The organism is Pseudomonas sp. NPDC089734 (genome assembly GCF_044748865.1).
Taxonomy (GTDB): domain Bacteria; phylum Pseudomonadota; class Gammaproteobacteria; order Pseudomonadales; family Pseudomonadaceae; genus Aquipseudomonas.
Genome location: NZ_JBIVGV010000012.1, coordinates 153030 through 164072, shown reverse-complemented (window position 1 = coordinate 164072; position 11043 = coordinate 153030). Strand labels below are relative to the sequence as shown.

The following is an 11043-nucleotide window of genomic DNA, read 5'->3' as shown; positions in this document are numbered from 1 at the left end:
GTGAGTAATCACGCTGTGTGCGCTTTACACCTTGCTCCATCTGACTCTCCGGAAATTCGGGATGGGAGGTGTAAACCTTATTCAGGACGGGACAGGATCAGCAAAAAAGCCGGATCCTGACTTTCCTGAAAGTGCAGTGAAAGCCCAAACACCATGGCAATGAGCAACGCGGACAACCCTAACCAGCGCCGAGCCTCATTGGAAAAAGGCTCATGCGGCCGCCTCCAGCCTTCCAGGTCCGCATGCGGAAATGCTTCGAGAGCGCCGGGATAGCGCAGAGTCAGTTGCTCGACCAGCCGCTCGCACAGGGCTCGCACATCCTCATCGACGCTTCTGGCCAATCGTCTGCGCTCGGCAAGGGAGTAAGGAGCGAGCAATAAATGAGCGGCACGCCCTTCGACACTGAACGGCTTGCAACCAAGAAGGCGATTCAGATGCCGGACAAAGTCGTCTTTTTCACACCGATCGAGCAGGCTCTGCCATATAAAGGCCGGCTCTGGATGCAGGTCTTTCTTTACATCCCAGCCAAACAAGGCCGATACCTGCTCGAACAGCGCTGAACTCCAGCCCGTATTGTTATGCAGCATAATCATGACCCAGCGCTGCAAATGTTCATCACGCTCCAGCGAAGCCAGCCAGGGCTGTTGACGCAAGGCTTGCAGCGCCTCGATAAAACCGGACTCATCACCGGATTGCAATTGAGCTTCCAGCGCGGCCCGACGGGAATCGAGCAAGGATTGAGTCAGCCATGACTCTGTCTCGGCGCTCAGACGTATCTGTTGCCACGGGGTCAACCAGTGCAATTGCTCAACAGCAACCTCAAGCAGGCCGACTTCGTTTTCAGCGTCAGCCAGGCAGCGTTGCATCAGTTTTTGCTCAAACACCTCCGCACAGCCTGCGGCCTGAGCCAAAAGGTGCTGCTCATGCAGATTGTCAGCAGTCGTGTGTTCAACCAATGACACGGCCAGAGGAGTGGATATCACCTGCTCGCACGACTCAACGACCAGTTCGCCCGGCTCACTCTCCTCATTCCGATAACGAGCGATGCTCAATGCCTCTTGATAGGCCTCATGCAAACGCTGAAACCCCTCGGCATCGTCATCGGGGCGATTGGTCTTCAGCAGCCGCGCATACTGGCGCTTGATACTTCGTTCGTCGGCATCGGCAGGTAGCGCCAGAATCGCCCAGCAATTACTCATCATTGCCCTTCACAGCCCCTGAAATCGTCAATATACCCCCTTCAGCCTGTCGCCTTCAGACCTTGCCGCGGCGCAGGACCGTGCAGATTTCATCATAACCTCCGACGATTGATGTTATTGATCACTTTTAGTCCATAAAATGCACTTCGCACCTAAAGCTGAAACGCTTCATGTCGATAGTGTTTAGTTGCTTACTTCATTGTTACTCCATCTAGACGGGCCCTCACATGAAACTGAGAAATCTCAACATTGCACCACGCTCGCTACTCTGTTTCGGCTTTTTCGCCCTACTAGTCACTGCCCTGGGACTTTTTTCCCTGCTGCAGTCATCCACGCTGAAAGAGGCGCGGGAGACGCTTCAAGACAATGTATTACCGACTGTTCAGGCCATTGAACAGATCAAAAGCGATTTGCTGACCATTCGACTAGGGAATAGTGGGTTGCGTCTAGCTCAGAACGAAGAGGCAACTAACGCGGCGCATCAACGTGTAACTAAGGCTCGCAGCAGTCTTGAGGCGGACGTGCGCAAACTACAATCTTTGCTAGTCACGGATGCGGGTCAAAAAGCTTATGCCACGATGGCTCATCATCTGGAAAGCTATCTGGCCGTGCATGCCCGTTATCTGGAAGCAGTCAAACAGAAACGTGAAGACGTGATCACCGCCCTGACCCAGCCAACCGGCGAGATGACTCAGGCAGCCGATCTGTTGAGCAAAGACATTGCCGAGGTCTCCCGCCTGGCTGATCTCAAGGTGGCAGAGAGCGACGTCAGTGCCGACAACTCCTACGCCCAGGCCCGTAACGTCACAATCCTCTCCATTATCGTGGCCCTCGTTGCCACTCTGGGGTTGGCGGCCCTATTCACTCGCAGCCTGACATCCCCCATTGCCAAGGCGCTGACAGTTGCCGAACAGATTGCAGCCAATGACCTCAGCAAGCCTATCCAGGCAGACGGCCAGGATGAGCCGGGACGCCTGCTGGCAGCACTTGCGGTCATGCAACAGAACCTGCGACACACCCTGGGCGAACTGGGTAACTCTTCCAATCAACTGGCGTCCACTTCGGAAGAAATGACAGCCGTGACCGAGGACTCGCTACGCGGCGTTCAGCGTCAGAACGATGAAATCAACCAGGCCGCAACCGCCATCAATCAGATGAGCGCCGCAGTCGAGGAGGTCGCACGCAATGCCGCCATGGCCTCCAGTGCCGCTCAGGACTCCAGCAAGTCGGCGGAAAATGGACGCCAGCGCGTGGAAGAAACAGTCAGCGTCATCAACGAACTGCATGAAGCCGTCGGCGCTACGGCTATCGAGATCGATGGCCTGGCTGTAGAGGTACAAAGTATCAGCGGTGTTCTGGATGTCATTCGCGGCATCGCTGATCAGACCAACCTGTTGGCACTCAACGCCGCCATCGAGGCTGCCCGCGCAGGCGAAGCCGGCCGTGGATTTGCGGTGGTGGCCGATGAAGTCCGGGCTCTGGCGCATCGCACCCAGCAGTCGACTGCTGAAATCGAGAAGATGATCGCCTCCATTCAAGGCGGTGCCAGCAAGGCTGTCAGTGCAATGGGTCACAGCAGCGAACGTGCCCGCGCCAGTCTGGACGTCGCCCAGGCAGCCGGTCATGCCCTGGCAGAAATCACCGCTGCGATCGTGCAGATCAACGAACGCAACACCAGCATCGCTTCAGCCACCGAGCAACAGGCAGAAGTCGCTCGTGAAGTTGACCGCAACCTGACCAGCATCCGGGACCTTTCGACTCAGAATGCCACTGGCGCAAACCAGACCTCGGCCGCAAGCGGAGAGCTGTCGCAGCTGGCGGTAGGCCTCAATCAACTGGTCATGCAGTTCAAAGTGTAAATTGCCAACAAGCCAGGCAGGGGCTCCAACAAGGTTGCCTCTGCCTGGAACCCTCACCATATCGCCTCACGTCTCCCCGCCTTTCTGCCGATCAGCACGCAGCCTCCACAACAAGCTTTGCCGGGCATGGGCCACACGCGGCTGACGCAAGGCACTGGGAATCCACAATAGATAGTATTCACGGCTGGCCGGCCCCACCGGAGCCGGGATTTCCTGCAATTCGCCGCGTGCAATATAAGGACGGCATAAATACGCTGGCAACGCGCTCCAGCCAAACCCTTCCTTCAGCAGACTGCATAAGGTTCGTAAATCCTGCCCTACCATCGCGGGCATCAGATTGGGTGCCTCTATCTTGTTCAGGCTCAGCCAACTATCAATAAGCGGTAACTCAAGGTTATAGGCAAGAACCGGCTCTTCGAGCAATGCGTCAGAAAAGTCAGGTGCATCCGTCAGGCGCCGTACCACCGCCGGCGCCGCCACGGCCAGCACTTCATCGACGAACAGCAGCTCACTGCGCAGACGCTTGTTGTTGGGAGGCGCCGCCGAAATACCAAGATCGCAGTGCCCTTCAATCAGCATGTGGGTGATCGAGTCCTGATTGCCACCCTGCATCCGTATCCGGATGCCGACCTCAAGCAAGGGAAGCAACTGCCTGGCCACCACTTCAGCCAGAAAGTCGGCATGACCGATGATCTGGAGCGCTCCTGCCAACTCGACCGAACGCGCCCTGGCCGACGACAGCGCAGCCTCTGCAGCATCCAGTTTGTCACCGATATCGGCAGCCAGCTCATCGGCCGCAGACGTTGGCTCCACGCCACGCGACTGGCGATCGAACAGGCTCCGTCCTATGGCCGCTTCAAGCCCCGAAATGTGTTGCGACACCGCAGGTTGCGTCAGGCTCAAGGTACGTGCCGCGCCACTGATCGAACGCTGTCGGTAAACCTCGATAAAGGTTCTCAAACGAACAAGAGACATACGCGATCCATAAAATATTTTATATATGCACAAAAAAGCCGTTGTTATACACCCGGCCTTTCAGCCCATAACATAGCCACATCGCTTGAGAAAAGCGCTCATGAACGACGAAAAACCGGCTACGAACTGAAGAAAATCTTATACCGGAAAACAGACGTTTTTCCTCTTCGATTTTTCTCGTTTCACGGTTATCCAGCAAACGTCATATAACTCAGGAGCAAAGGTCATGCCTTTTCAGCCAGAAACCAAAGATTTGAAAGCCCTTCTACTGAACATGAAACGCGCCCATACAGCAGCCGGTCCTGCCGACGCAAAACTGCGCCAGGATCGACTGATTCGGGGCGCCCGGCTGCTCAGTGAGAATCATGAAGTCATCGGCAAGGCCATCAACGCCGACTTCGGCAATCGCAGCCTTTATCAATCCCTGATGGCCGATACGGTCATGACGGTCAAAATGCTTCAACACTCGGCCGAATATGTGGCCGAGTGGATGAAACCCGAGCAGGTCGAGGCTCCGGCCCCTGGCATGCAAGCCTGGATCCAGCAGCAACCGCTGGGCGTCGTGGGTGTCATCAGCCCCTGGAACTTCCCGATCAACCTGGCATTCGGTCCACTCGCCGGCGTATTTGCAGCCGGTAATACCGCCATGCTCAAGCCTTCCGAGCTGACACCCCGCACTTCCGAACTGCTTGCCGAGCTGATCGCCGGCTACTTCGATCCGCTGGAGCTGGCGGTAGTACTGGGGGATGCCGGAGTAGGCGCCGCATTCAGCGGACTGCCCTTCGACCATCTGGTGTTTACCGGCAGCACCACTGTCGGGCGTCATGTCATGCGCGCTGCCGCTGAAAATCTTGTTCCCGTGACACTTGAACTGGGTGGCAAATCCCCGGTCGTCGTGGAAGAAGACTTCGACATCCAGACAGCCATCGAGCGCACCTTGACGATCAAGACGTTCAATGCCGGACAGATCTGCCTGGCACCCGATTACATGATGATTCCGAAGTCGAAGGTCGATGCGCTGACAACCGCCGGCAAAGCGTTCATCGCCAGCAGCTTCCCGAGCATTCAGAGCAATCAGGAATACACGTCCATCATCACCCAGCGCCATTTCGACCGGCTCGTGAGCCTGCTCGACGATGCCCGGAACAAAGGTGCGACCGTCGTGAGTCTGGCCCCTCAGGGCGAGCCGGGCTTCGATGCCAAAACACGCAAGGTCGCGCCTCATCTGGTTCTGGAAGTCACCGATGACATGCAGATCATGCAGGAAGAGATTTTCGGCCCGCTGCTGCCGATAAAAACCTACACCGACAGGGCCGAACCGGTGGCTTATATCAATGCCAACCCACGCCCGCTCGCCGCTTATTACTTCGGCAACGATCGCGAACGCCAGCAGTCTTTTGCACTCCAAACCACGTCAGGCGCGCTGGTGGTCAACGACGTAATGAGCCATGTATCCATCGATACCCTGCCGTTTGGTGGCGTAGGAGCATCCGGTATCGGCGCCTATCATGGCGTCCACGGTTTCAGACGCTTTACCCATGCAAAACCCGTTGTTATCCAGAGTGAAGATGGCGCTTCGAACCTGCGGTTACGCGCCCCTTACGGCGACAAATCGGCACCGCTCGAAGCCTTTCTGAAAGGCTGATCCACAGACTGAAATGAAGATCATGTGCAGGAAAGTGACCTGACTTAAAGGTCACCACCTGCCTTACCGACACCACAAGGAAACAGAAATGAAAGTATTGATGGTACTGACTTCTCACGACCAACTGGGCAACACTGGCAAGAAAACCGGCTTCTGGCTCGAAGAGTTCGCCGCGCCCTATTACACCTTCAAGGATGCAGGGGCCGAGATTGTCGTCGCCTCACCTGCCGGCGGCCAGCCACCTTTGGACCCGAAAAGCGACCTGCCTGACTTCCAGACCGAACTGACTCATCGCTTCAAGGCCGACCCTGCGGCGCAACAAGTCCTGGCAACCACCGTGAAGCTGGACACGATCAACGAGCAGGATTTCGACACTGTTTTCTATCCTGGCGGCCACGGCCCACTCTGGGATCTGGCGGAATCGAAACAATCCATCGCACTGATCGAAGCTTTCGAGCGCGCCAACAAACCTATCGGTTTCGTCTGCCACGCACCGGGTGTCTTGCGTCACGTCAAAGCCGCCAATGGTGAGCCGCTGATCAAAGGCCGTCGTGTGACCGGCTTTACCAATGGAGAGGAAGAGGCAGTAGAACTGACCGACGTGGTCCCGTTCCTCATCGAAGACGAGTTCATCGCACTGGGTGGCCTGTATGAAAAAGGTCCTGACTGGCAGCCCTACCTGGTCGAAGACGGCAAACTGGTAACAGGCCAGAACCCGGCCAGCTCTGAAGTAGTCGCCAAGGCCCTGCTGAAACAATTGGCATAAGGGCTTGCAAAGAAAGAGGGAAACCATGCAGAGACGGCATGGTTTCCCTTTTTTGTTCAGTCGTTCAGGACCGAAACCGTATCAGCTCTGGCAGAACCGTATCCGGTTGCCGAACGGGTCATGCACTTCCAGCACCTTTCCCCAGTCCTGCTGAACGATCTCAGGCCGCCCATATCCGTAACGTTTCGCGATCAACTCGTCCCGAAGCAATTCGATCTGCTGCATGGGGATGAAAATCGTCGAACCGGGGCTTGCATCACCATGATGCTCGGAAAGATGAAGCTGCAATCCGCTCCGACTGATGCCCAGATAAAGGGGCATGCCGACCTCGAATCGATGCTCGAATTCGACACTGAACCCCAGGAAATCCAGATAGAACTCACGGGCCTTGGTTTCGTCGAACATTCGCAATATCGGAATGGGCTTGTCGAAAGCAATCGCAGGTGGCGGACTGTCTTGTACCAGCATCGCCGATGCCGTGTTCCAGTCCTTGTAACCCAGTTGTTGCGCAACCAGTTCAAGTGCGGCGGAGTGAGAAAACTCCTGGTGCTGTGCCGCCAGCGAGGCACGCAGCCTCTTGGCCATCTGCTTGACTTGTTCGATTGAAAACATCGCTCCTCCTGTAGTCGAGGCATTCTGGTGCTCGCATTGCCAAAACTCGACCGTTAGAGAGACACGACAGGGTCTGGAAAATACAGAAATGCTTTCACCTTCCCTTAAGGGAGCGAGCGGCGGGCAGCATCGGCCAGCGCCGAGGATAACCAGACTTTCCCTCCAGAGGAAGTGACTCCGAGCGCGTTTTACTCAATGCCCATGAACCGTCCACGCCACAAGCCGTGCAACGATCGGACGCACCACCATTACACAGAAGAATGCCGAAGGCATGGCCACACGATACGCATTCATCACATTTTCCATGTAATGTTCATCCATACCGAATTCAGCGGCAGTGATCACCAGACACATGAGAAACGCCATGATGGTCGACATATAAAATGCAAACACATAAGGCGCTGCACGTTTTGGAAAGCGGATGAATACCGTGTTTCTGTTCGTTCTGACACTCATCGATTAACCCTCACCTTGAGTGGTGAAAGAGCCTAACAAGCGGTTATACGCAGCAGTAGACGCACTCCGCTTGAATCATTGCTAAGCAAAATCAACGAATGGAATGACATACATCGATGGACATTCTGGGCCTGATCAATAGCTACATTCGCGTAGTGGAAACCGGCAGCATTGCAGCGGCTGCCCGTGCGCTGGGGATGAGCGCGGCGGCTGTCAGCCAGAGCATCACCCGACTCGAAGGGCACCTGGGTGTGCGCCTGCTTTCACGCACGACTCGCCGGATGGCACTCACCGAAAGCGGCACGCGCTATTACGAGAAGGTTCGCCATATCCCCCGTGACATCGATCTCGCCTCACAAGCCGCCTGTATCGCAACCGACCCTCAAGGCCCCTTGTGCGTCGCTACCACAGCGGCCTTTGGCCGCCACGTTCTAGCGCCACTGATGCCCGCCTTCAAAACCGCATACCCACGGATTGACGTCGAGTTGATCAGCACAGACCGGCGTGTCGATCATCGTCTTGAGGGGATTGATGTCAGCATCCGGATTGAAGCCCAATTGCACGATGGGCTGATTGCCCGGCGCATCGCTTCACGTCCGTTTGTATTCTGCGCTTCGCCGGACTACCTCGAGCGTGCTGGCGTACCCACCACGATTGAAGACCTCAAGCAGCATGCCTGCCTGGTCTTTCGCTATCCAACCGACGGACGCTTTTTGCCCTGGAACTTCATCGTCGACGGCAAGCGCATCGAGGCCAAGGTCAATCCGGGCTTTATCTGCGACGACATCGACATGCTCGCGCAGATTGCCGTGAACGGCGGTGGGGTTGCCCGCCTCGCCAGCTTCATCGCACAGCCCTTCATCGACAGCGGCCGACTGCTGCCACTGTTCGGCCCCGACAACCGCAGCCCCGCCTCCGCCGAATCAGAACCCATGGAGATCTATGCCTGCGTAGCCGAACGGTCGGCACTGAATGCCAAGGTGCGTGCGTTTATCGAGTTTCTTGAGGCGGCAATCCAAAGCCCTTCACCAACCAGAAGTGGCGCCCTGCAGACAGTTTCCAATGTCGGAGCATAGGCCGCCATATGGTTACAACTGACTGATTTAAATGAATTTTGTTAACCACCTTTTAAATGAAATGACCTCCACGAGCACCTCAACGGCTCAGTGAATATCTGCGGGCCACATCATGAATTCGGCTAACGCGTTTAATGAAATCAATTCGTTTTCTTTCAATCCCTGACCCGGCACAAAATACGCTTTCATTAAAAACATCATAAAGACTTGAGTAAAAGACCAGGGAGAAAAACTGGGAAGTGCTGAAAGGCAGAAACAGGCTCAGGCTTTATGTCGTCAATCAGGGTACCGACTACAATGAACAGCGAGTTTGTTTTTACCATCAAGAGCATTTGCTTCGATGAAAACTATTACCCCTCCGAACACACGCGGACCACGACCAACTTCGCTAATCTGGCGAGAGGAACGAACCGCCAAGAGAATTTGCGCAACACCTTAAGCATGATTGACAATCGTTTCAATGCCTTGGCGCATTGGGACAACCCCAAAGGTGATCGCTACACTGTCGAACTTGAAATCATTTCCGTTGAAATGAATATGGGCACGGACAGCCGTGGCACGGCTATTCCCCTGATTGAAATATTGAAAACACATATTGTCGACCGAAAAACCAACGAACGCACCGAAGGCATTGTAGGGAATAATTTCTCTTCTTACGTTCGAGATTACGACTTTAGTGTGCTCCTGCTGGAGCACAACAAAAACCAGTCAGACTTTATCACGCCAGATAATTTTGGAGACCTGCACGGAAAGCTGTTCAAGCACTTCGTGAACTCAGATACCTACAAGGAAAATTTTAACAAGCCTCCGGTCATCTGCCTGAGCGTCTCGAGCAGCAAGACCTACCAACGCACTGAAAACCGGCACCCTGTATTGGGCGTTGAATACCGGCAAGACGAACACTCTTTAACGGATGAATACTTCAAGAAAATGGGTTTGAGTGTTCGCTACTTCATGCCTCCCAACAGCGCCGCGCCTCTGGCCTTTTATTTTGCCGGCGACTTGCTTGGTGATTACACCAACCTTGAGCTTATCAGCACCATCAGCACGATGGACACCTTTCAAAAAATTTACCGACCCGAGATTTACAATGCGAATTCTGCTGCGGGCAAATCCTATCAGCCAAGCTTGAAACATCAGGATTATTCGCTGACCCGAATTGTTTACGATCGTGAAGAACGTAGCCGGCTGGCGGTTGAACAGGGAAAGTTTGTTGAAGAGCACTTTATCAAACCCTACCAGGCCGTTCTTGATAAATGGTCCGCCCATCACGCTCTTTGACTGTTAAAAATACAAGGCATCCATCATGAAAAAACTGTTACCTACTTCAACGGCCGGCAGCTTGCCCAAGCCCTCCTGGCTTGCCCAGCCCGAGACACTGTGGTCCCCCTGGAAACTGCAGGATGAGGCGTTAATTGAGGGCAAACAGGATGCATTGCGCTTGTCATTGCAAGAGCAACAACACGCCGGTATTGATATCGTCAGTGACGGAGAACAAACACGCCAACACTTTGTCACTACGTTTATTGAACACCTCAGCGGCGTTGATTTCGAGAAACGTGAAACCGTCAGAATTCGTGATCGCTATGATGCAAGCGTCCCGACGGTTGTGGGTGCTGTGACTCGTTCCAGGCCCGTTTTTGTTGAAGATGCCAAGTTTCTACGTCAGCAAACCAGGCAACCCATAAAATGGGCGTTGCCAGGTCCGATGACCATGATCGATACGCTGTATGACAGCCATTATAAAAGTCGCGAAAAACTGGCCTGGGAGTTCGCCAGGATTCTCAATCAAGAAGCCAGGGAACTGGAAGCCGCGGGCGTTGACATTATCCAGTTCGATGAGCCTGCCTTTAACGTTTTCTTTGATGACGTGAATGACTGGGGCGTGGCGACCTTAGAAAGAGCCATTGAAGGTCTTAAATGTGAAACAGCCGTACATATTTGCTATGGCTACGGCATCAAGGCCAATACTGATTGGAAAAAGACGCTGGGGTCAGAGTGGCGTCAATATGAAGAAGCGTTCCCCAAGCTGCAAAAGTCCAGCATCGACATGATTTCACTGGAGTGTCACAACTCTCATGTCCCCATGGATTTAATTGAGCTGATCCGTGGTAAAAAAGTGATGGTAGGGGCCATTGACGTGGCCTCCACTACCATTGAAACACCCGAGGAAGTCGCCAATACCCTGCGAAAAGCGCTTCAGTTTGTAGATGCCGACAAGCTCTATCCTTGTACCAACTGTGGCATGGCCCCGTTATCTCGTCGCGTCGCCAGAGGCAAGCTGAGCGCTTTAAGTGCAGGTGCAGAAATCGTCCGAAGGGAACTCTCGAACTAGTACCAGCCTAGGTTCTGTACGAAAAGTCGGCGAGCGAAGGTCAGGCAAGGCAAAAAACGGCGAGGAAGCGGAGTTAACGGGTTGTCAATGAGCATTCCGAGCCGGTTTTTAACGCCGCCT

The 11043-nt window shown here is 54.6% G+C and carries 10 protein-coding genes; 6 read left to right on the top strand and 4 right to left on the bottom strand.

Features of this window, described 5'->3' with window-relative positions; translation table 11 throughout:
• Positions 1 to 77 precede the first annotated feature (77 nt).
• Positions 78 to 1199, bottom strand: coding sequence for a J domain-containing protein (locus tag ACIPY9_RS16630; protein WP_400703446.1), 1122 nt, complete (start codon positions 1197 to 1199; stop codon positions 78 to 80).
• Between the two features lie 227 nt (positions 1200 to 1426).
• Here ACIPY9_RS16630 and ACIPY9_RS16625 point away from each other — a divergent pair, with 227 nt between their 5' ends.
• Positions 1427 to 3058 carry a methyl-accepting chemotaxis protein gene (locus ACIPY9_RS16625; protein ID WP_400703443.1) on the top strand — a complete coding sequence of 544 codons (1632 nt, stop codon included), beginning with the start codon at positions 1427 to 1429 and terminating at the stop codon, positions 3056 to 3058.
• 66 nt (positions 3059 to 3124) lie between these two features.
• Here the strand turns inward: ACIPY9_RS16625 and ACIPY9_RS16620 are convergent, their stop codons facing one another.
• Entirely contained in the window at positions 3125 to 4033 is a 909-nt protein-coding gene (locus ACIPY9_RS16620) for a LysR family transcriptional regulator (protein ID WP_400703440.1), read from the bottom strand.
• A 226-nt stretch (positions 4034 to 4259) separates the two neighbouring features.
• On the opposite strand from ACIPY9_RS16620, the gene ACIPY9_RS16615 reads away from it, so the two are divergent.
• Positions 4260 to 5678, top strand: coding sequence for a coniferyl aldehyde dehydrogenase (locus ACIPY9_RS16615; protein WP_400703437.1), 1419 nt, complete (start codon positions 4260 to 4262; stop codon positions 5676 to 5678).
• 88 nt (positions 5679 to 5766) lie between these two features.
• Positions 5767 to 6444, top strand: a complete 678-nt coding sequence (locus ACIPY9_RS16610) for a type 1 glutamine amidotransferase domain-containing protein (RefSeq protein WP_400703434.1) — start codon at positions 5767 to 5769, stop codon at positions 6442 to 6444.
• 81 nt (positions 6445 to 6525) lie between these two features.
• Here the strand turns inward: ACIPY9_RS16610 and ACIPY9_RS16605 are convergent, their stop codons facing one another.
• A complete protein-coding gene (locus tag ACIPY9_RS16605) occupies positions 6526 to 7056 on the bottom strand; it encodes a glyoxalase superfamily protein (protein WP_400703431.1) in 531 nt (176 codons plus the stop codon).
• Between the two features lie 192 nt (positions 7057 to 7248).
• Positions 7249 to 7512 carry a DUF2798 domain-containing protein gene (locus ACIPY9_RS16600; protein ID WP_400703428.1) on the bottom strand — a complete coding sequence of 88 codons (264 nt, stop codon included), beginning with the start codon at positions 7510 to 7512 and terminating at the stop codon, positions 7249 to 7251.
• A 116-nt stretch (positions 7513 to 7628) separates the two neighbouring features.
• On the opposite strand from ACIPY9_RS16600, the gene ACIPY9_RS16595 reads away from it, so the two are divergent.
• From ACIPY9_RS16595 to ACIPY9_RS16585, 3 genes are all read left to right on the top strand, one after another.
• Positions 7629 to 8588 carry a LysR family transcriptional regulator gene (locus tag ACIPY9_RS16595; RefSeq protein WP_400703425.1) on the top strand — a complete coding sequence of 320 codons (960 nt, stop codon included), beginning with the start codon at positions 7629 to 7631 and terminating at the stop codon, positions 8586 to 8588.
• A 297-nt stretch (positions 8589 to 8885) separates the two neighbouring features.
• Positions 8886 to 9869 carry a DUF1852 domain-containing protein gene (locus ACIPY9_RS16590; RefSeq protein ID WP_400703422.1) on the top strand — a complete coding sequence of 328 codons (984 nt, stop codon included), beginning with the start codon at positions 8886 to 8888 and terminating at the stop codon, positions 9867 to 9869.
• A 25-nt stretch (positions 9870 to 9894) separates the two neighbouring features.
• A complete protein-coding gene (locus ACIPY9_RS16585) occupies positions 9895 to 10923 on the top strand; it encodes a methionine synthase (RefSeq protein ID WP_400703419.1) in 1029 nt (342 codons plus the stop codon).
• The last annotated feature ends 120 nt before the right edge of the window (positions 10924 to 11043 follow it).

What these genes read in the sequence shown, in the direction of transcription:
- ACIPY9_RS16610 (WP_400703434.1), top strand. Translation starts at nt 5,767, where the DNA reads ATGAAAGTATTGATGGTACTGACTTCTCACGACCAACTGGGCAACACT.
- ACIPY9_RS16630 (WP_400703446.1), bottom strand. Translation starts at nt 1,199, where the DNA reads ATGAGTAATTGCTGGGCGATTCTGGCGCTACCTGCCGATGCCGACGAA.
- ACIPY9_RS16620 (WP_400703440.1), bottom strand. Translation starts at nt 4,033, where the DNA reads ATGTCTCTTGTTCGTTTGAGAACCTTTATCGAGGTTTACCGACAGCGT.
- ACIPY9_RS16625 (WP_400703443.1), top strand. Translation starts at nt 1,427, where the DNA reads ATGAAACTGAGAAATCTCAACATTGCACCACGCTCGCTACTCTGTTTC.
- ACIPY9_RS16600 (WP_400703428.1), bottom strand. Translation starts at nt 7,512, where the DNA reads ATGAGTGTCAGAACGAACAGAAACACGGTATTCATCCGCTTTCCAAAA.
- ACIPY9_RS16605 (WP_400703431.1), bottom strand. Translation starts at nt 7,056, where the DNA reads ATGTTTTCAATCGAACAAGTCAAGCAGATGGCCAAGAGGCTGCGTGCC.
- ACIPY9_RS16615 (WP_400703437.1), top strand. Translation starts at nt 4,260, where the DNA reads ATGCCTTTTCAGCCAGAAACCAAAGATTTGAAAGCCCTTCTACTGAAC.
- ACIPY9_RS16585 (WP_400703419.1), top strand. Translation starts at nt 9,895, where the DNA reads ATGAAAAAACTGTTACCTACTTCAACGGCCGGCAGCTTGCCCAAGCCC.
- ACIPY9_RS16590 (WP_400703422.1), top strand. Translation starts at nt 8,886, where the DNA reads ATGAACAGCGAGTTTGTTTTTACCATCAAGAGCATTTGCTTCGATGAA.
- ACIPY9_RS16595 (WP_400703425.1), top strand. Translation starts at nt 7,629, where the DNA reads ATGGACATTCTGGGCCTGATCAATAGCTACATTCGCGTAGTGGAAACC.